Source organism: Flavobacterium sp. 3HN19-14 (assembly GCF_051373205.1).
Classification (GTDB): Bacteria; Bacteroidota; Bacteroidia; order Flavobacteriales; family Flavobacteriaceae; genus Flavobacterium.
In genome coordinates, this window is record NZ_JBPPZT010000001.1 from 201,392 (window position 1) to 222,889 (window position 21,498).

The window sequence follows — 21,498 nt, forward strand, 5'->3', positions numbered from 1 at the left end:
TTTCGCAATTCGGAAAAACAGGAAAACGCTCAGAGCTTTTATTGGAAACCTGCGCCGATGCCAGAAAAGCCGTGAAAATAAAAAGTAAACTGTATAATTTTTTGTTCATTACAAAACTTGATTTCATTAATATTGGGTATCTGCAACCTGGCCGTTGACTATGGCTTTTGCCGCAGAAGTGCCGATTCTTTTTACGCCCAGCCGGATCATTTCAATGGCTTCTTCATAAGTGCGCACGCCGCCGGCAGCCTTTACGGGAAGTGGCGCAGCATTTTCGACCATCATGATTATTGTGGGAACTGTCGCACCATTTGGCAGATTATCTTCAGTCTTATAAAATCCGGTTGAAGATTTTACAAAGACATTGGCATAGTTTTCTTCTTTGAAATTGGAAATCACGAGATTTTTTATCAATGCAGACAAGCGAACTATTTCGGTATTATTCAATGCGGCAACTTCGATAATCCATTTGACGACTTTGTGATTTTCTAAACCGAATCTGGTACAATTGAGGATTTCATTTTTGACCAAATCGATATTACTGGATTTAAAGGCTTCGTAATTGCATACAAAATCCAAGTCGTCTGCGCCGTCAGCAACAGCTTTTTGGGCTTCATTCAATTTTATTTCCAATGAAGATTTTCCTTCGGGGAAGTCTATTACAGTTCCGATTTGTACTTTGGAACTTGCTTTCGCAATCATTTCTCTGGTAACGACAACCATTTCCGGGCGAATCATAATCAGCTTGAAATGCTCGTCGATGGCCTCTTTTACGAATTGCCTGACGACGGTTTCATTTTCAGCGGCGGTAAGTCCGGCCTGATCGGGCGTCTTGAGATAAGTCGAATCTAGGTATTGCCTGATATTCACTTGGGGGTTGTTTATGTCGTAAAAATAAAAAAATCCCACCGAAGCGGGACTGTTTTATCATAAAGTTTTGGCGTTATTGCGTTTCATGATCAGAATCATCACAGATATGGCCATCAAGGAACCGATTATATTGGCGATTTCATCAAAGATATCACCTGTTCTGCTCTTGGTGAAGAAAGTCTGGATCAGTTCGATACTTACGCCATAAATAAATGAGAATAAAAATGCTTTTATCAGCGATCTTCGGCTTGTGTTTTCCCTGCGGAATTTATAGTACAAAAACCACAAAACCGTCATTCCGAAATGAAATGTGATGTGTCCGAATTTATCGAAATTATCGACTTTTACTGTCGGAAGCGCATTCATATTAATCAGGCAGAAGATGGTGACAATTGATGTCCAAACCAGCGCCAGCCAAAGAAAAGCCTTTTTATGCGCCGATAAGTTCTCTGTAAGCTTCACTTGATAGTAACGCATTAAAATCATTAATATCAGCAGCTTTTAACTTGATCATCCAGCCTTCTCCGTAAGGATCTTTGTTGACCAATTCCGGATTTGCCTCGAGTGATTCATTGAATTCAACGACTTCACCGGCCAAAGGAAGGAATAAGTCTGAAACGGTTTTCACCGCTTCAACTGTTCCGAAAACTTCATCTTTTTCGAGCGTCTGATCCAATGTATCGACTTCAACATAAACGATATCGCCGAGTTCTTTTTGTGCAAATTCAGTAATGCCAACCGTTACAATATCGCCTTCGATGCTTGCCCACTCGTGGTCTTTGGTGTATTTCAGATGAGAAGGAATGTTCATTTTGTTGTGTTTATTTGTTAAGAATAGTTTGTTTCACAAAAGTATCGTTTCAGTTTAAATTCCTGAAATGTTTTTTCATCAATTTAATTAATTCCCGAAATTATATCGGAGCGTAAACCCGGCACGGATGTTCGTAATCGGGAAAGCCGTTGAAATTACCGCTTTCGAGAACGAATGGTCATAATAGAAAATCGCAGTCAGGTTCTTGCTGAAAGAATAATCTGCTGTTAATTTCGCCGACCATAAATTCTGCCCACCCGCCAATTGGTTGTTGTCATAATCGAGGTAACGCACAATCGTTTTGGTGTTTCGCAAAGAGAAATCAATCTTAATATTGATATCACTTTTGATGATGCCTTGCGGATTATCGGCTAAGGTCGAATTAAAAATCACGTCTTTGATCCGGTAACCAACACCTAAAATATATTCGAGGCCTTTCACTTCTGTCAAAAGATTGTTATCGAAACTCATTGAAAGGGCACGGTCTTTTTTCATTTCTGCGACGAATTTCATTGAGTTTTTCATCTCCATATCAAGCTTAATCAATGGGTTGAATTGCTCAACAAGATTCACGTTTGAAATCAGTGTTTTGCTGTTGAAGTTTTCACCGGCTTCCGGAACTGTCTCGTTTTTGTTGTAATCAAAATTAGACCTGAACGAATTCACGGTATAAGAAGCCGTGTAACCATGCTGCAGCGAAAGTCGTTTAAACCTGTCTTTGAAAAATTTGTAGCGCATCAGTCCGCTATATTTCACTTGCCAGTTCGGCAACGGAATACTGCGGAAAGCACTTAGTGATATTCCTGAAGCACCGCCGCCGGTATAAGCTGCAAGAAAAGATGGCAATAAAACTTCCTGGCTGTTCTTTTTATAACCTATCGGATAACCGGCATTGGCAACATAAGTGGCATATAGCGGGTCATTCACGTCGGTCGGAATTGGGTTTGCAGCATCTCCGTAGCGCGGAATATTACCGGCACCATATTTCGCGGTAGCCAATCGGTCTGCAATAATGAGCCTGTTGGATCTGAATTCGTCAAAAGCAGCAGAGGCATTTTCGTCACTTTGCCCGAATGCCGTCGAAATCATGATGGTCGAAATCGAGAAATTACCGAAATTATATGGCGATTGCGATACATATTCACCCGAACTTGCATCGAATTGCTCTGAGAAATTGTTCATATACGAACGGTTCGCTTTCAAATCAATCTTGAAATCCGGGAACAAATCGATGTTTGCAGTACCGTCGATTGTTTTGGTAAGCACTTCCGTATAATTCTGGTTGAATTCGGAATAGTTGGTCAGCCAGCCATTTCGTGCTGCTTCATAACGTACATCATCCTGTGCACCGAAAACGAATCCGAGGGTTGGTCTTGATGAACCGAAGAATCCTACTGATGGCAAATAACCCGGAAGTACCGTTCCTGCCGTTTCGGTATAATTCAACTGGATGTTTTTAACGGCGGTCGCAACACCAATCAAACCGTCAAGCCAAATATTGCTTTCTGCTTGTGCTGTTGGTTGCGCGGCTACTTTTTGTCCTGGTTTTGGCGGTGCGGCTGCAGTTTTTGGCGCGGCTTTTTTAGCTTTCGGTCCTTTTGTAAGACCAATGTATTTATAGAACAAATCCATATTCAAAGCCGTATTCAGCTTATGTGAACTGTTGTTCTGGATGGTATTTCCAAGGTCGAATTTCTGCATCGATACCGGGTCAGGCATGAATTCATGCATTGCATCCGAAGAACGCTGCCATGCATAATCACCCGTATAAGTATAGGTAGATTTAAGGAAACTCAGGAACGGCAGCTTATTAAGCGGCAAGTCATAATTCACCGTTATCTGTTGGTTGAACTGGTTCGGCTCTCCGGTGTTCCAGTAATCATCCCAAATGGTAAATGAGTCAATCGCAGCGCCATTTTCATCATAATAATTCCGAACGATATGGCTTGAAGAAGCGGCATAATTTAATTTTAATGCTTTTGTGAGGCTGTAATTGAAACCGTATTGGTAATTGAAGAGGAAATTCCTTCTGTACAACGGGTCAATTGCCAAAAGCCCTTCGATGTCATCAACCTGGCGGAACTGCTGGCGGTTGTATTGCCTTAAAATGGTCGTGCTGAACGAAATATTGGAAGGCATGTAATTGAAATTGAAATCAGATAATAATTTCCAGTAAGAGCTTTTCTTCAGGAATTTACTGCTTTTCAATGGTTCGATCGGCTTCGGATTGAATGTATAGGTATAATCGACAGAAGTACGCAATTGCTGGTCTACATAATCCTCGATTTCGTAATCATGTTTCTTGGTTTCGTTGAATGAATACGACAACGTAAGATTTTCAGGATCATAAATATGCGGTTTCTGCTCTGCGCCTCTTTCTTTTTTAACCCCGATAAAGTTGATACTTTTTGTTTTGGTGTATTCAATTGCGCGGTTTTTGATATTGTCTTTTTCCGCTGCATCATCAGTGATATCAAGCAATTCCTGTAATTTGACATTCCTGGTTGAACGGATCATACTCCGGCGTAATAACCTCTTCACCTACTCCATAATTGAAAGGAAGGTTAACGCCCCATTTTTTCGGGAGTAATTTTCCTAAATTGATATTGGTAACAATGTTGTATTGCGTCACATCCTCACGGCTTCTTTCATTAGGCCATCTTCGAGTGCACCGAAACCAATCGTACTCATTTTGCCGGTTGCGGAAATTGTGGCGAAATCGGCCAAATTAGAATCAAAACTTGCTACTGCTGCCATACCGCCTTTGTTATCCATTCCAGAAAGACGCAATTCGTTGAACCAGACTTCTCCGGTTCTTCTGTCGGCTGCATTAGAAGGCACAGCGCCCGGAAGTTCATTTTTGATACCGACCATCAATGTCCTTACAAGCCCGAAATTCGGATTTCCTTTGATACTGAATTTCAATTTGTTGGTTTTCCCGGCCGCAGACGCATCGAGTTCGTCTTCAAATTTCGAGTATACGCCATTGGCATCTACATCGCCCGGATTTTGCATCGCCATGATTTTCAGCTTGGTCAGCAATGACATCTTGATATCCATTTCATTATCTTCGGGCCAGATGTCTTCTGCAACAGAAGTGCCCTGGTGCTGTTACTGTCAACGGCAATTCTACCTGATAATAATTCTGTGTAAAATCGTTACCAAAACGGATGAAACCGCCAAAGTCTTTATCTTCTAAAGATCTCACGTTACGGACCCGCAGGGAGGGATTCTGCGTGCAAAAACATTTTAAGTTTGTTGTACTGACGCATGTCAACACTTACATTTTTGAATACTGCCCTGGAATCTCCGGCTTCTAAACCTTCGTCTGTAATACGCAGTGCCAATGATTGCTCGTTTTGGTTGATGACGGTATTGTTATTAAACAGTTGTTCTCTTACAACTCCCGGAGGCGATACATAAGGTATTGGTTCGCGATGGTCATTTTCCTGCAGGTTTACCGCCAATACATCAAAACCTGTGTTGTCTGGTGTTGTGTCAGGATCCGGATCGTTAGGATCGAGTGAATTGGTATATCTTCTCCATTCGCCTCTTACGAGGTCAAGTGTGCCGAAACGCAAAGTAACTTCTTCAGAAAATCCGGTTAAGAACATTCTCATGAAACGAATTGACCTGAAATCTTCGATAGGGCCGACTTTCTCAGTCTGGGCATCACTGATTGGAATTTTAAACTGCAGCCATCTCACTGGTATGGTCTGGTCGCCCGACCAGGAATCAAGGCTTCTGTTTCCCTTTGATCGGTGATGTAATTCTGTCCGATTTGCATGTTCGGCTCAATCGATATACTGTATTGGTAATAAGCATCAATGGTACTCATGGTATTGTCGCGATTGATGTCTTCAACATCGGGAATAGTAGCATTTCCACGATTATTATCGGTAACTCCGACAGGCGAGTTGCCTTCCATTCCGTTATAATTTTTATAGCGTTGGATGACATTACCTTCGGCACTTAAATAGAAAGTATAATTATCTGCAGCAGGATCTGCGAGTCCGCTGAAAGCCGGGAATAAATTTGCTTCCTGTGCATCATTTACACCATCAAGACCAACATCCTGAACCGCCCTGTTGGCGTTATTGGTGTCGAATGCATAAATAAGTGATTGCGATGCCGGTATTCTTCCCCATGCCGTTGGAAGCGTGTTTTGGGTTGAACCCGCTTCAGGCAGGCCATTCTCATATTGCTTTTTACCGTCGCTTAACACATCTTCGGAAATTTCTCCAAGGTTGAAAAATAATCTTCCGGTATTGGACAGATTTTCATGATCCTGATCTTGCAGGTAATACGGTGCCGATCATCCAGAACTGAATATACTCTACATTACTTTGCTCAAAATTGGTAGACGTCACGGAACGCATAATACCTCCGAAGTTAGCGGTAGGGTTTGGCAATTCGTTGCCATTAGATGCCGGATTATAATTATAGCCTCTTTCGGTTGGATAGTAGGTCATATCAAGCGTATTGATGACCGTTTGCTGGCCGTCTGCGATACCCTCCTGCGGAAATAATTCTTTGATGTAAACACGTCTTGTGCGGTTCAAAGCCATTTCCTGATCGGTAATTCCGCCTGGCCTTTGGCTTGTATAAAATATCGGATCAATCGTATACCATGAAAGTTTGGCGCGTTTGTAACCACTTTCGGTTTTAACATCAGCGTCGCTTTGAAAGCCGAAAGCATGATTCGGGCTGTTCTTTGGCACGCTTGATAAGCTCCATGCCAGTGCAGACTTCATATCGATGGTCGTTTGCGAGCCTTCGAAATCATCAACATAAATGGTAGATTCGCCTTCAAACTGATCTGCTTTTGGCGTATCAGGTTTCAGGTAAGCAAATTCACCTCTGAAAGAAATATTAGAAACCACATCAGTATCAACATTTGGTAATTTATTCACCATTCGTGTAAGAAAAGGCACTTCGGTCGCATAATTGGTATTGAAACCGAAAATACTGTTGTTGACTGATTCCTGCCCATAACTTGATTTCTGTGTAAAAGGTCTTTCGGTCATTTTCAGGAAAGTCGCGCCTACCACAAATTTATCCGAAAATTTATGTTCGACATTCACACCCATAAATCTTCTGGTTTGTTGCCCGAAAACAGAATTATTTTCAAGCGAAATCTGTATCGGCGTGTTGGATGCCTGTAATGCCGGATCAAGAATCTGGACTCTTCCCAACTGATAATTCACGGAGTAGTCAACGCCTTCTACTAAAACCCTTCCGCCCGCGGTAACCCTTACTGAACCTCTTGGTACATTGTAAGCACCGATTGCAATTCCGTCGCCGCTGGTCGATTTGTATTTTCCTCTAAGTTCGAATTTATTTTTATCGCTGCTTTGCAAAGCGCCGGCCTGTGTACTTCGGTACATCTGCCTGAAAACGTATTTGGCCTGATTTGGGTTATAGGTAGCGGTATTGTTGTAATCTTCGCCGCCGGTCGCCAATTTGTTGAAAAGGAACTTTCCGAAAGGTTCCACTGTCGTGAAAATAATACGTCCGTTTTGCGAATCAACTGTAAGTCCCGGAATAAATCGAAGAAACCATCGCCTTTTGGCTCGATGTCGTTGGTCGCATTTAATTTATCTACATTGAAAACCCTCAAAAGCGGCGTCTTGTCAACTGCTTCGTCAACCGCTGTAGCAGGATTATCAACAGGCAATGGGTTTTGAGCATTTACGGCTGTAATATAATTCAGTGGTGAAGGATCGCTGTAAAGGATATTAAACCTGAAATCTTCCTGTTCCAATTGTCCGCCCGGAGCAATCTGGTAAACGTTCTTCATCATCAGGTTAAAAACCGGAGTAGTAAACCCTGACGAATTATTAACTGATGTCAGGTTACTTTTCAGCATTTTCAAAACAAGGCTTTGTGTAGAGATGGTTTGTGTTGCAGGATCTGTTCCGGTTACTACGGTAGACTCTACACCGTCATTTCCAAACTCCCCAACTTGATACGATTGGTCACCAATGGTATATTCATAAGCAACAGCCAATACTTCATCATTGGCAAGTTTTTGCTGAAGCGATATGTAACCTAATTTGGCATTCAGCGTATATTCATTCGGCGTCAGTTTCCTGGCGTTTTCGAGTTTGGAATAATCCTGTCCTTCGTTAACAACTGCTCCGGAAGGAAGATTGAATGCGCCGTTGTTGGTTGTCGCAATTTCCCTGATTTCATTTTTAAGATAACTCCCGGCGGTTCCTATCGCATCAGGGTCGAATTTGTTGTTTTTATTATCTGAAGGCGAATCCGGCGCTACATTGAAAAATCCAGCCGGATTGTTCAGGTTGACGATCTCATTGTCCTGGAAACCCTGAATCTGTGATTCCCCTAAATCCTGAAGCGCAACGATATTCCTGAGGTTATTTTCTGTTGTGCTAACGCGGTTCTGTTTGTTGGTCACCCAAACCTCTACCCTTGTAATCTGCACTCTTGTTGCCAGGATCGGATAAGTCGAAAGTGACGCATCATAACGGTTCCTGAAATATTGCGAAAGGAAGAAGTGCCTGTCGGCATCATAATCCAAAGCAAAAATATCAAATTCCTGGATGGTTCCGCCGCCTTGGGCAGTCACGGCTTTTGATTGCGATTTTTGTTCGGAGAAAATTCCGGTGATTGTTGTTTTCCCGAATTGGAATGCGGCTTTTACACCAAATAAACTCTGCGCACCTTTTATCAGTGTGCTGTTGAGTGGCAAACTTACGTTTCCTACCTCAATCTTTTGTAAAATGTCATCTTCAGTCGGCGAATATTCAAGCTTGATAAGGTTTTGAAAAGCGAAAGTAGATTCTGTGTCGTAATTCACATTAACATTCAGCCTCGTCCCCACTTTTCCTTGTAACGCCAAGCTGATTCTCTGGTCAAAGTCGAAAGTAAGGCTCGACCTGTTTCTCGGTGAAAATGCCGGATTGTCTTGTTTGGTATACCGTACACCTAAGTCCATTTCGACAGAACCTGTAGGCTTTACGTCAATGGTATTGCTCCCGAAAACCGTTTCAAAAAAACTTGAATTAACGTAAAAACGCGGCAATAAATCTTTTTTAGCCTCTTCGCTTCCGGGTTTTTTGCCGTCGATGGCATCGGCTTTTTCCTTGAAATATTTGTGCATTGATTCCTTCATCACCAATTCCTGGTATTCTTTCGGAGTAAGAATGATTGGGTAATTGATGTTAAATCCGCCAACACTGTTCGTATAAATATAACGGTCAGTTTCCGGATCATAGGTATAAGCCTCAATAATACTAGGCGGATTGTCAAGTTCGACCTGGCCCTGGTTGTAACCAATCGTATCTTTCGGCTTTTCTTCCTCCTCTTCGGTAACCTGGGCCATGGCAGTATGTGCAGACAGAAAAACGAGCAGTGTGAGCGCGGTTTTCAGGATGGCTTCAGAACTTTTCAGGTAAAATGTTTTCAAGTACTATAAATTTTTTAACGCTAATTTTATAATTGTCTCTACCGTGGCTTCCGGATTGTCTTTTGAAATCTTCTCGACGGCTTTTTCAGCCAATTTTTTGTTAAAACCCAAAACCTCCAAAGCAGATAACGCTTCATCTTTGTTTGTATTGCTTTGCGACATTGAAACTTCGTCCAAATCATACAACTTTAACACCTTGTCCTTTAAATCGAGAATGGCACGTTGAGCAGTTTTAGTGCCGATGCCTTTAATCGATTGAATTGTTCCGACATCGCCGGAAGCAATCGAATGAATGATTTGCTTTGGTTCAAGCGATGAAAGCATCGTTCTTGCGATACTGGCGCCAATCCCTGAAACAGAAAGCAGCATTTTAAAAATTTCTCTTTCAGATTTTTCCACAAAACCAAACAAAGTATGCGCATCTTCCTTGACCTGGAGATACGTAAAAAGCTTGATATGGTCTGTTTGGGGAAGCAATGAGTAGGTATGCAGGGAAATGTTGATATGATAACCGACGCCACCGCAGTCAATCACGACTTCTGTTGGCGTTTTCTCCGTCAATTTTCCTTGTATATGTGCAATCATTACAGATGTTAAGTAATTGCCAAATGTAGCAAAAATCTTTTATTTAAAAGCACCAAATGACAAATCCCAAATTCCAGATAAGTTCCAAGCCCGTTAAAGGGAAAAATTCCAATCGCAGTTTCGCATTTGAAATTTGTCTTTTGGATTATTTGGGATTTGGGATTTGCTTTTTTGGAATTTAGATCCTGGATAATTTATTTCTTTTTTCTTTCTCCTGCGCATCAACAACCGCAACTGCCGCCATGTTGACCATTTCCTCGACACTTGCCCCAAGCTGGAAAATATGCACTGGTTTGTCCATTCCGAGGATGATCGGCCGACAGAATCTACGTTGTACAATTCCTTAAGCAATTTATAAGTGATGTTCGCCGCTTCGAGGTTTGGGAAAATCAATGTGTTGACTTTTTTTCCTGCAAGTTTGGAGAATGGGAATTTCTTCTGGTGCATTTCCGGATTTAAAGCAAAATCTGCCTGAATTTCACCGTCGACAATCATATCAGGATAATATTTATGAAGATAGGAAACCGCCTGGCGCATTTTCGCGGCACTTTCATTAGCCGAGGAACCGAAATTCGAATAAGAAATCATTGCAATAACAGGCTGAATACCGAACATTCTTACGGTTTTAGCAGTCATTAGCGCAATTTTCGCCAAATCATCTGCCGTCGGATTCGGGTTGATTGCCGTATCGGATAAAAACATCGGCTCGCGATTGGTCATCATCATGTTCGCTGTTGCGATAAGGGAAATGCCCGGCGCTTTGTCGATAATCTGCATCATGGGTTTGATGACCGACGGATAACTTCTGGAATATCCGGTTAACAGCGCATCCGCATCGCCTTCGTTGACCATCATTCCGGCGAAATAATTGCGCTCGCGCATCCATTTCTGGGAATCTAAAAGCGAAATGCCGCGGCGTTGTCTTGATTTCCAGAAAATTTCGGCATAGCGCAATCTTCTTTCGTCTTCATCTTGGGTTTTAGGGTCAAAAATCGGTACCTCGGCATCGAAACCTAATTCTTCTTTCAATTCGTGGATGATTTCTTTATTGCCGAGCAAAATCGGAAAACCAATTTTTTCTTCGTAAACGATTTGCGCCGCCTTTAACACATCAAGGTGGTCGGCTTCTGCAAAAACGATGGTTTTCGGTCGATTTTAGCGCGGTTCGTAAGCAAACGTACCATCTTATTGTCTGAACCTAATCTTTCAAGCAGATCTTCCTCATATTTTTCCCAGTCGTGAATCGGATGTGTTGCTACTCCTGATTCCATTGCAGCTTTTGCAACAGCTGGCGCGACAACGGCAATCAATCTTGGATCGAAAGGTTTCGGGATGATATAATCGCGTCCGAAATTGAGTTTTGTTTCACCGTAAGCGATATTCACCTGCTCCGGAACGTGTTCTTTGGCGAGTGAAGCCAATGCTTTTACAGCCGCCATTTTCATCGCTTCGTTGATTTTTGTCGCCCTTACATCGAGTGCACCGCGGAAAATATAGGGAAAACCCAAGACGTTATTCACCTGGTTAGGATGATCAGAACGTCCGGTTGCCATGATGATGTCTTTTCGGGTTGCAATGGCTAAATCGTAATCGATTTCCGGAATCGGATTCGCCATTGCAAAAACGATCGGATTGTCGGCCATACCCATCAGCATATCGGGCGTCAGGATATTTCCGGCAGAAAGTCCGAGGAAAACATCCGCGCCGTGCAGTGCCGTTTTTAAATCGATATCTTTAAATCCTTTGGAATATTTTCGCTGCAGCGGAGATAAATCTTCACGGTCATCAGACAGTACGCCGTCTTTGTCGAACATAATGATATTGTCGGGATTTACGCCCAAAAGCACATACAAATTCGCACATGCCAAAGCAGCTGAACCTGCTCCTGAAACTACAATTTTCACTTCGCTGATATTTTTTTCAGCCAGCTCTAATGCGTTAAGCAAGGCCGCAGACGAAATAATTGCAGTTCCGTGCTGGTCGTCGTGCATCACAGGAATGTTGAGTTCTTCTACCAGTCGCCTTTCTATTTCGAAAGATTCAGGTGCTTTGATATCTTCAAGGTTGATGCCGCCGAAAGTCGGGGCAATATTTTTTACGGTGGCGATAAATTCTTCGATGTCTTTCGTGCCGACTTCGATATCAAAAACATCGATGTCTGCGAAAATTTTGAACAGTAAAGCCTTGCCTTCCATTACTGGTTTCGAAGCTTCCGGACTGATATCGCCAAGGCCTAAAACCGCAGTTCCGTTACTGATTACGGCAACCAGATTACCTTTGGCTGTGTATTTATAAACGTTGTTGATGTCTTTTGCAATCTCGAGGCATGGCTCTGCAACACCCGGAGAATAGGCCAATGACAAATCGCGCTGTGTGGCGTATTTTTTGGTTGGCACCACCTGGATTTTACCCGGCGTAGGTTTGGCATGGTATAAAAGTGCTGCTCTTCGTTTATTGGATTTGTTCATGTAGCGTCGTTTTGATTCCGAACTTACAAAGGTAAAAGTCTCAGTCAAAAAAGGAAACTTTTAACGTGATAGTTTTGTAAAGTTTGTTTTGGATTTGGTTGTTGTAAGCGTTGAACGCAGATTTAAAACGGAAATCTGCACACATCCGCCTTCTAAATTTCTTTTCAAAATGTAACGTTATGGAAATTAGGCATACTTACTAATCTTTAATACCTTTAACCAACAAACCTGATATCATGAAGAAAATAATTATTGCCGTAATCGTACTTGCCATCGGATTCCAATCCTGCAAGAAAGAAGGAAAAGACGCTACAAAAGAGGTCAAAGAAGACAATAAGGAATTAGCCGCCATCCTGGAAAATTATTACCAGGAAAAGATGAAATATTATCCAATCGATGCGACTTTTGCCGGAGAGAATAAATTTAACAACCTGTTGCCTAACACTCTTGACGACGCTGTAATTGCCGAAATCAAGTCGTTTTTCACAAAATACAAAAACGAAATCTCGAAATTCGATGATGCCGATTTGTCTGCCAATGACAAAATGAGCAAAGCCCTTTTGAGTTGGGAATGCAACATTAATCTTGAAGGTTTCACATTCCATGAAGAATATTTGCCGATTAACCAATTCCAGTCGCTGCCGTTGATGATCGGGCAATTGGCTGGGGGAACGAGCGCGCAGCCTTTCAAAACCGTTAAAGATTATGAAAATTGGCTTGAGCGACTTTCGGGATTCAACAATTGGGTGATTTCGGCGAAAGCCAGAATGAAAGAAGGTGTCGCCAAAGGCTATGTACTGCCAAAAGCGCTGACCGAAAAAGTAATTCCGCAAATTGGCGATTTGGCAAAAGATGGGCAAAGCAATATTTTTTACAGTCCATTGCATGCCTTTCCTGCAGATTTTTCAAAAGCTGACAAAGACAGGCTTACTGTAGATTATACAAAATTACTGACCGAAAAATTATTGCCGTCTTTGAAAAGCCTTCATGATTATATTGCCTCAGATTACCTGAAAGCAAGCCGCACCTCAAGCGGAATCTCCGGAATTACAAATGGCATTGCGTACTACAATTTCCTCGTGAAAAAATACACAACCACAGATTTAACGCCAGACCAAATTCACCAAATCGGACTCAAAGAAGTGGCGCGCATCATGAGCGAAATGGAAAAAGTAAAAGCAGAAGTTGGTTACAAAGGCGATCTTATTTCGTTTTTTGACTATGTACGAGAAAAGAAGGAATTAATGCCTTTTACAGAGCCGCAACAGGTTTTAGATAATTTTAAAGCTATCCATGAAAAGATGAAGCCAAATCTCGACAAGCTCTTCGACATGAAGCCAAAAACGGCCTTTGAAATCAGGAGAACCGAGGCCTTCCGTGAAGCTTCTGCAAGTGCGGAATACAACCAAGGCTCAGTTGACGGAACGCGCCCGGGATTTTTTATGTACCGATTCCGGATGTTAAAAAATATAATGTTTATTCTGATGAAGATTTGTTCTTGCATGAAGCAATTCCGGACACCATTACCAGGTTTCATTGCAACAGGAAAATACTGCATTGCCATCTTTCAGGAAGACCATTTGGTTCAATTCTTATGGTGAAGGCTGGGCGCTTTATACAGAATCGCTTGGAAAAGAATTGGGTTTATATACCGATCCATACCAATATTTCGGAATGTTAAGTGCAGAAATGCACCGTGCAATCCGTTTGGTAGTTGATACCGGAATGCATACCAAGGGCTGGACGAGAGAACAGGCAATACAATATTCTGTTGAGCATGAAGCTGAGCCTTTGCAAAGCATCACTGCCGAAATCGAGCGCTACATGGCCTATCCCGGACAAGCAGTTTCCTATAAAATCGGGCAATTGAAGATTCGTGAATTGCGTACTAAAGCCGAAAAAGAGTTGGGTACAAAATTCAAAATTGGAGAATTCCACAATGAAGTACTCGAATCAGGCTGTTTACCTCTGAAAGTTTTAGAGGCGAAAATCGATGCCTGGATTGCTGAGAAAAAATAATCTTCAACACAAAGACAAAAAGACGCAAAGGCACGAAGAATTTAAAAAACTTTGTGCCTTTGCGTCTTAGCGCCGATTCACTTTAAAAAGTCGAGATTCCGTCTCAGTCCTTCAAATTTCGTTCGTTTTACAGCTGAATTTTTGAAGACTGTCCTGAAAGTTTCCTCGGTGATTTCTTGCCAGTCTTTCCTTGTCATAGTAAGCAAATCGGGATTTGGATTGAAAAGTGGTTCGTTGTGGGATTTTGAGAATTTATTCCACGGACAAACGTCCTGGCATATATCACAACCGAAAGCCCAATCATCGAATTTTCCTTTCATTTCCGATGGGATATTTTCTTTCAGTTCAATTGTAAAATAGGAGATGCATTTGCTGCCGTCGACAACATAAGGCGCAGCAATTGCTTCGGTCGGACAAGCGTCGATACAAGCGGTGCAGCTGCCGCAATGGTTGGTTACGGCGTGGTCGTATTCTAATTCCAAATCGAGAATCAATTCTGCGATGAAATAAAAGGAGCCGACAGATTTGGTCAAAAGATTGCTGTTTTTGCCGATCCAACCTAGTCCGCTTTTGGCTGCCCAGGCTTTATCGAGAACTGGCGCAGAATCTACGAAAGCGCGTCCTGAAACTTCACCGATTTCGTTTTGGATTGAAAATAATAGTTCTTTTAATTTTTCTTTGATGACGAAGTGATAGTCTTGCCCGTAGGCGTATTTGGAGATTTTCGGACTTTCCGGATTTTGTATTTCTGATGGATAGTAATTCAACAACAAAGAAACTACGCTTTTCGAGTCTTCAACCAACAATGTCGGATCGAGACGCTTGTCGAAATGGTTTTCCATGTATGCCATTTGCCCGTGCGCATTATTTTTAAGCCAGCTTTCTAACCTTGGCGCTTCTGTTTCCAGAAATCCAGCTTTTGAAATTCCACATGACAAAAACCCGAGGCGTTTGGCTTCGGATTTGATGAATTGAGAATATTTGGATTTGTTTTCGATCAAAGCAGCTATTTCACAGAGATTCGCAAAGCACCACAAAGATACGCGAAGAAATGGCTAAAAATCAGAACAATCCACCTTGAATATTATTCTTGATTTTCCCCAAATGCCTGTACGCTTTCTCAGTCACTTCTCTTCCGCGCGGCGTTCTCATGATAAAACCTTCCTGAATCAGAAATGGCTCGTAAACTTCCTCGATAGTTTCGCTGCTTTCTGAAACGGCAGTTGCCAAAGTTGACAATCCGACCGGCACGCCTTTGAATTTATCGATGATGGTGTTTAGGATTTTGTTATCCATCTCATCGAGTCCGTGGGCGTCAACGTGCAACGCTTTCAACGAATAACGTGCGATCTCAATATCGATTTTACCATTGCCTTTGATTTGGGCGAAATCACGAACACGCCGCAACAAAGCGTTGGCGATACGCGGTGTACCACGGCTTCTTCCTGCGATTTCTATGGCGGCTTCGAGCGTTATAGGCATTTTTAATATGGAAGAACTTCTTTCGACAATTGTAGTCAAAAGTTCTGTCGTATAATATTGCAAACGGCTTTGGATACCGAAACGGGCGCGCATTGGAGCCGTTAATAACCCGGAACGCGTTGTAGCGCCAACCAAAGTAAACGGATTTAAATTGATTTGCACCGAACGCGCATTCGGCCAGGACTCGATCATGATATCGATTTTGAAATCTTCCATTGCAGAATATAGGTATTCTTCAACAATCGGACTAAGGCGGTGGATTTCATCAATGAAAAGTACGTCGCGTTCTTCTAAGTTTGTTAGTAATCCCGCTAAATCTCCGGGTTTGTCTAAGACTGGTCCCGAAGTGATTTTGATTCCGACACCTAATTCATTCGCCAAAATATTCGCCAAAGTTGTTTTTCCCAATCCCGGCCGACCAGTGGAAAAGTGTATGGTCTAAAGCCTCGCTTCGCAGATTGGCCGCTTCAACGAAAACTTTGAGATTTTCGAGCACCTGATCCTGTCCGGCGAAATCGTCGAAAGACAACGGCCTTAACTTTTTTTCAAGGTCGAGTTCATCGTTGTTATAGCCTTTGTTAGTCGGATCGAGGTTTTCGTTCATGCGGCAAATATAAGTATAAAGTACTTGGCAGGTGAATGTGTTTATAAATTAAACGTGATAACCCGGCGCCAGGATTGACTTCCAATCGGTGTGTTTGGTGAGGTATTTTGCCACGAAAGGGCATAGCGGCGCTAATGTATAATTGTGATCTTTGATATAATTTAAAGCTTTTTCAACGATTTCGCTGCCGACGCCTTTTCCGCCTAAAGCTTCGGGAACTTCGGTGTGCGTTAAAAACATGATATCGCCTTTGGCTAAAATATATTCGATGAATGCAATGTGGCCATCGACAGATAACTCAAACCGGTTTTTTTCTTTATTAATTGAAAATATTCTTTCTGACATTTTAGTTGGATTTGTTATTTATGTAAGTTGTAAGTGCGCCTGACGGACATTTACTCACTTGATTGATTATGGCTTCTGTCGAAGCGTTTTCGGGATTTATCCACGGTTTTTCTTTCGGCTTAAAAACTTCGGGAAGGCCACGCCAGCAATTGGTAGAATGTGTACAAAGTTTGGGCTGCCATACAACGGTCACTTCGCCGTTGGAATATTCTTTCTTTTCCATCGTGATTTATTTTCTATAAATATAAGAAAAGTTTGCGGCAACAAAAAAGCCTTCCGGATTGAAAGGCTTTCGTATTTTATTTAGTGGTTGAGTTGTTCTTCACCCGGCAGATACGGTATGTGCTGCGGTACGAAGTCTTCATCATGACCAGGTTTGCTGTAATCGTAAGGCCATCTGTGTACTTCAGGAATTGGCCCGTCCCAGTTACCGTGGATGTGCTCGATTGGCGCAGTCCATTCCAAAGTATTAGACCTCCATGGATTCTGAACGGTTTTCTTACCGTAGAAAATACTATAGAAAAAGTTGAACAGAAATACCAATTGGAAAGCTCCCCCTACTAACGCGAAAGTCGTAATCAGAACGTTAACATCCTGCAAATCGTCGAATAACGGAAAGTTCGTATTGGTGTAATAACGTCTTGGTAATCCGGCCATTCCAATAAAGTGCATCGGGAAGAATACGCCGTAGGCACAAACTGCAGTTACCCAAAAGTGGATGTAACCAAGATTTTTGTTGAGCATTCTCTTGAACATTTTCGGGTACCAGTGGTAGATTCCGGCGAACATTCCGTAAAGAGCAGAAATACCCATTACAAGGTGGAAGTGCGCAACAACGAAATACGTATCGTGAACGTTGATGTCAAGTGTACTGTCTCCAAGGATGATTCCGGTCAAACCTCCGGTGATGAATGTAGAAACCAATCCGATTGAGAAAAGCATAGCCGGATTCAACTGCAGGTTACCTTTCCAAAGTGTCGTGATATAGTTGAAAGCTTTTACCGCAGACGGAATCGCAATCAATAAAGTTGTAAATGTAAATACCGATCCAAGGAATGGGTTCATACCAGAGATAAACATGTGGTGACCCCAAACGATAGTCGAAAGGAATGCAATCGCTAAAATAGAAGCAATCATCGCACGGTAACCGAAGATTGGCTTGCGTGAATTGGTTGCTATAATTTCTGACGTAATACCCAATGCTGGTAGTAATACGATGTAAACTTCAGGGTGCCCTAAAAACCAGAAAAGGTGTTCGAACAATACCGGTGAACCACCTTGGTAGTGCAAAACTTCTCCGGCGATGTAGATGTCTGAAAGAAAGAATGAAGTTCCGAAACTTCTGTCCATGATCAACAACAAAGCTGCCGATAAAAGAACCGGAAACGATACAATACCGATTACAGCCGTGATAAAGAAAGCCCAGATTGTAAGCGGCAATCTTGTCATCGACATTCCTTTTGTACGCAAGTTGATAACGGTTACAACGTAGTTCAATGAACCCATCAACGACGATGCAATGAAGATGGCCATAGAAACCAACCATAAAGTCATACCTAATCCTGAACCTGAGATTGCTTGTGGCAATGCCGATAACGGAGGATAAATCGTCCAACCTGCAGATGCCGGCCCTGATTCTACGAAAAGGGAAGAAACCATTACAACGCTCGAAAGGAAGAACAACCAGTAGGAAATCATGTTCATGAATCCGGATGCCATATCGCGCGCGCCAATCTGTAGCGGAATCAATAAGTTACTAAACGTTCCGCTCAAACCTGCTGTCAATACAAAAAATACCATGATGGTTCCGTGAATCGTAACCAGTGCCAGATAAATATCATTACGCATTACCCCGTTTGGAGCAAATTTATCGCCTAAGAAAAAGTTGAACAGCTTGAAGGATTCTTCCGGCCAGGCCAATTGCATCCTGAAAAGCATTGACATACCAACCCCGATAACTCCCATGATAATACCCGTGATTAGGTATTGTTTGGCAATCATCTTGTGGTCTATACTAAAGATATATTTAGTGATAAACGTATCCTTGTGGTGGTGCTCCTCGTGAGCGTGGTCGTCGTGTCCGTGATCGTGATCTGCTGACATATTATAGCTTTAATTTTTAGTAAAAAAGATAATTATTTTTTGATAACCTGTGCCATTGCGACCGGCTTTGCCGGTTCACCTATTGCAGGCGTTGCTGTTTTGGTTGTGTCTTCCGGTTTTTTGTTGCTTTCTTTGTAAGCGCTTACCAAAGTCGGTTTTTCTTTCAACCATTTTTTGAAATCTTCAGGTGTATCAACAACGATTTTCATTTGCATGTTATAGTGTGAAGCACCGCAGATTTTATTACAAAGCAATAAATAATCAAATGTGTAAGGATCTAAAGGCGATTTTCCTTCAGCAACCAATTTTGCACTTTTCTTGTTTCTGATTTGGTTGATGGTTTCAACTTTCTCAACCATTTTAGGATCCTGACGCATTTCGTCAGTAGTCATTGTTGGTCTGAAAGCGAATTGTGTTACCATTCCGGGTACACAGTTCATCTGTGCACGGAAGTGCGGCATGTAAGCAGAGTGCAATACATCCTGAGAACGCAATTTGAAAAGTACTTTTGTGCCTTTCGGGATGTGCAGTTCTGTAGTCGTTTTGTCATCTTGTGCATTTGGATCTTCGAGATCTACACCAAGTGTGTTGATACCTTCGATATACCTTACGTTAGCTTTTCCAAGTACGTTGTCATCGCCTGCATATCTCGCTTCCCATTGGAATTGCTTGGCGTATAATTCAACCACCATTACGTTTTCTTTCTTCTCATCAACGAACATAATGTTGGTCTGATGCGTACAATCCGTAAAGGATCAAACCTGCCAGAACGATTGCCGGGATAACAGACCAGATGAACTCCAAACGATCGTTATCAGCGAAGAACAATGCTTTATTTTCTTTCTTACCTCTATATTTGAAAGCAAAGTAGTGCAATAAAACCTGAGTGATGGCCTGAACGGTAAAGATCAGAACCCATGTAATGTTCATCAGACGGTCAACATCTTTTCCGTGCTCAGAAGCCGGATTGCTCAATACGAAATGGCCCAGGTAAATAATCCGTAAATCGTGAATATGTAAATGAATGCCAAAAAGCCAAACATCAAATAACCCTGAACATTATTATCATTATCGTCGGCCACCTGCGTATTATTTGCATTGGCGCCAACCTGCGTTAAATCAAATATTTTAGTCAGCTGCCATATTGCAACGGCCAATAGCGCTAAAACAACAATTACCAACAAACTTGTCATCTGTTTTTACTTTAAATATTAATAATGAAAATGTTTACTTTCTTCAATAAACGGATTGCGTTTTGGTGTCAGCGGTGCTTTTGTAAGTGCCGTGAAAGCCACGAAAATGAATAATCCGATAAAGAAAGCCAGTGCTCCGAGTTCCGGCGCGCCTATAAACCATTGTGTTCCTACCGTTGCCGGCATAATCATATTGAAGAAATCAACGTAGTGACCCAACAATATTACAGTTCCAGCCATAACGATAATCCATGTAAGGCGTTTGAAATCTGTGTTGATTAAGATTAAGATTGGGAAAACAAAGTTCATAACGACAGCTCCGAAGAACGGTAGGTTATAATGTTCGATTCTTGTAATGAAATAAGTCGCCTCCTCCGGAATGTTCGCATACCAGATCAACATGAATTGCGAGAACCATAAGTATGTCCAGAATACACTAATACCGAACATGAATTTCGCTAAATCGTGGATATGGCTTGTATTTACATTTGGAAGGAATCCATTAGATTTTAAATATAAAGTCACCAATGCGATTGTCGTGATACCGCTTACGAAGAAACTTGCGAAAACATACCATCCAAAAAGTGTACTGAACCAGTGCGGGTCAACCGACATGATCCAGTCCCATGACATAATTGACTCTGTTACGATAAAGAAAACTAAGAATCCGGCAGACATTTTGAAGTTTTTCTTGTAGAAAGAGTTGTCAGTAGCATCGTCTTGCGCCAAACAGTTCTTTCTTGAGAAGTAACGGTATAAATTCCAGCCAATCAAAAATATGGCAGCACGGATCAACCAGAACGGCACATTTAAATAACCAGATTTTCCAGCGATTAGTTTATCGTAGTGTGGGCTTTTAGGGTCAGTGATTCCCTCTCCCATCCACGCAAACAAGTGATTTGTTTCAAAAACGTGGAAACCTGTCACAACTAAAATGATAAAGAAGATTACAGAACCAACCGGCAAATAAGCCGTAATTCCCTGCATTACCCTGAATAATACCGGAGACCAGCCGGCTTGGGCTACTTGTTGGATACCGTAGAATGCCAAAGCACCTAATGAAATCAACATTATAAAGATACAACCAACATACAATGCAGCCCATGGTTTGTTTTGCAACTGGTGCAATACGTGCTCTAAGTGTTTGTGATGTTCTTCTTTTTCTTTTGCTTCTTCTTTCGCTTGCTCTTCTTTTGTCATTGTATGAACAATAACTTTTTCAACAACCGGTTCTTCTGCAGCTGCAACAGCATTAGAATCTTTTACCGCAGGCACCACAGAAATGGTATCAACTAATTTTACTTCTGAAGTTTTCGCAGTATCGCTAACATCAGCCTGATTTTCTTCGGTTGCTTTTATTTCCGGCACCATGTGCGATTCATGCGCAGGCGCTTCAGCTTCGTGACCTTCGGCATGACCATCCCCATGGTGGCCTTCCTGGGCTTTAAGAATTGCCTCAACCTCTTCAATATTTTTTGGTGCAGTTAAAAAACCGTATCCGATACCCAATGCTCCGAGAACCATCAGTATAAAAGAAAGTGTTTTTAATTTGCTTGAAAATGTGTACATATCTAATAAATCAGTGT

The 21,498-nt window shown here is 42.0% G+C and carries 11 protein-coding genes and 4 pseudogenes; 2 read left to right on the forward strand and 13 right to left on the reverse strand.

Features of this window, described 5'->3' with window-relative positions; genetic code table 11:
* Positions 1–126: 126 nt before the first annotated feature.
* From deoC to ACSLFW_RS01055, 6 genes and pseudogenes are all read right to left on the reverse strand, one after another.
* Complete coding sequence (gene deoC, locus ACSLFW_RS01030) at positions 127–870, reverse strand: deoxyribose-phosphate aldolase (protein ID WP_436554272.1); 744 nt, start codon at positions 868–870, stop codon at positions 127–129.
* A 57-nt stretch (positions 871–927) separates the two neighbouring features.
* Positions 928–1,332 carry a VanZ family protein gene (locus ACSLFW_RS01035; RefSeq protein ID WP_436554273.1) on the reverse strand — a complete coding sequence of 135 codons (405 nt, stop codon included), beginning with the start codon at positions 1,330–1,332 and terminating at the stop codon, positions 928–930.
* The gene (gene gcvH / locus ACSLFW_RS01040) at positions 1,301–1,681 is read right to left on the reverse strand and encodes a glycine cleavage system protein GcvH (protein WP_436554274.1); all 381 of its coding nucleotides are present in this window, start codon (positions 1,679–1,681) and stop codon (positions 1,301–1,303) included. The genes ACSLFW_RS01035 and gcvH overlap by 32 nt, the downstream gene beginning before the upstream one ends.
* 87 nt (positions 1,682–1,768) lie before the next feature.
* Positions 1,769–9,029, reverse strand: a pseudogene (gene sprA, locus ACSLFW_RS01045) (cell surface protein SprA).
* Positions 9,030–9,116: 87 nt separating this feature from the next.
* On the reverse strand, positions 9,117–9,698 hold the full coding sequence (gene ruvA / locus ACSLFW_RS01050) for a Holliday junction branch migration protein RuvA (protein WP_436554275.1): 582 nt from the start codon (positions 9,696–9,698) through the stop codon (positions 9,117–9,119).
* 178 nt (positions 9,699–9,876) lie between these two features.
* Positions 9,877–12,166, reverse strand: a pseudogene (locus tag ACSLFW_RS01055) (NADP-dependent malic enzyme).
* Positions 12,167–12,402: 236 nt separating this feature from the next.
* Here ACSLFW_RS01055 and ACSLFW_RS01060 point away from each other — a divergent pair.
* Both ACSLFW_RS01060 and ACSLFW_RS01065 read left to right on the forward strand, forming a co-directional pair.
* Positions 12,403–13,767 carry a DUF885 domain-containing protein gene (locus ACSLFW_RS01060; RefSeq protein ID WP_436554276.1) on the forward strand — a complete coding sequence of 455 codons (1,365 nt, stop codon included), beginning with the start codon at positions 12,403–12,405 and terminating at the stop codon, positions 13,765–13,767.
* Positions 13,724–14,185, forward strand: a complete 462-nt coding sequence (locus ACSLFW_RS01065) for a DUF885 domain-containing protein (protein WP_436554277.1) — start codon at positions 13,724–13,726, stop codon at positions 14,183–14,185. Before ACSLFW_RS01060 ends, ACSLFW_RS01065 begins: the two co-directional genes overlap by 44 nt.
* Positions 14,186–14,262: 77 nt before the next feature.
* Here ACSLFW_RS01065 and queG read toward each other — a convergent pair whose 3' ends face one another.
* From queG to ACSLFW_RS01100, 7 genes and pseudogenes are all read right to left on the reverse strand, one after another.
* Positions 14,263–15,186, reverse strand: coding sequence for a tRNA epoxyqueuosine(34) reductase QueG (queG, locus tag ACSLFW_RS01070; protein WP_436554278.1), 924 nt, complete (start codon positions 15,184–15,186; stop codon positions 14,263–14,265).
* Between the two features lie 61 nt (positions 15,187–15,247).
* Positions 15,248–16,271, reverse strand: a pseudogene (ruvB, locus tag ACSLFW_RS01075) (Holliday junction branch migration DNA helicase RuvB).
* A gap of 48 nt (positions 16,272–16,319) precedes the next feature.
* Complete coding sequence (locus ACSLFW_RS01080; RefSeq protein WP_436554279.1) at positions 16,320–16,616, reverse strand: GNAT family N-acetyltransferase; 297 nt, start codon at positions 16,614–16,616, stop codon at positions 16,320–16,322.
* Between the two features lies 1 nt (position 16,617).
* Entirely contained in the window at positions 16,618–16,839 is a 222-nt protein-coding gene (locus tag ACSLFW_RS01085) for a (4Fe-4S)-binding protein (RefSeq protein WP_436554280.1), read from the reverse strand.
* Between the two features lie 80 nt (positions 16,840–16,919).
* Positions 16,920–18,719, reverse strand: coding sequence for a cytochrome c oxidase subunit I (locus ACSLFW_RS01090; RefSeq protein ID WP_436554281.1), 1,800 nt, complete (start codon positions 18,717–18,719; stop codon positions 16,920–16,922).
* Positions 18,720–18,751: 32 nt separating this feature from the next.
* A pseudogene (locus tag ACSLFW_RS01095) lies at positions 18,752–19,912 on the reverse strand (cytochrome c oxidase subunit II).
* Between the two features lie 18 nt (positions 19,913–19,930).
* Positions 19,931–21,481 carry a quinol:cytochrome C oxidoreductase gene (locus ACSLFW_RS01100; RefSeq protein ID WP_436554282.1) on the reverse strand — a complete coding sequence of 517 codons (1,551 nt, stop codon included), beginning with the start codon at positions 21,479–21,481 and terminating at the stop codon, positions 19,931–19,933.
* Positions 21,482–21,498: the final 17 nt, after the last annotated feature.

Bases quoted from the DNA above. Each gene is read 5' to 3' on its own strand.
- ACSLFW_RS01090 (WP_436554281.1), bottom strand. From the start codon at position 18,719: ATGTCAGCAGATCACGATCACGGACACGACGACCACGCTCACGAGGAG.
- ACSLFW_RS01085 (WP_436554280.1), bottom strand. From the start codon at position 16,839: ATGGAAAAGAAAGAATATTCCAACGGCGAAGTGACCGTTGTATGGCAG.
- gcvH (WP_436554274.1), bottom strand. From the start codon at position 1,681: ATGAACATTCCTTCTCATCTGAAATACACCAAAGACCACGAGTGGGCA.
- ACSLFW_RS01080 (WP_436554279.1), bottom strand. From the start codon at position 16,616: ATGTCAGAAAGAATATTTTCAATTAATAAAGAAAAAAACCGGTTTGAG.
- ruvA (WP_436554275.1), bottom strand. From the start codon at position 9,698: ATGATTGCACATATACAAGGAAAATTGACGGAGAAAACGCCAACAGAA.
- ACSLFW_RS01100 (WP_436554282.1), bottom strand. From the start codon at position 21,481: ATGTACACATTTTCAAGCAAATTAAAAACACTTTCTTTTATACTGATG.
- ACSLFW_RS01060 (WP_436554276.1), top strand. From the start codon at position 12,403: ATGAAGAAAATAATTATTGCCGTAATCGTACTTGCCATCGGATTCCAA.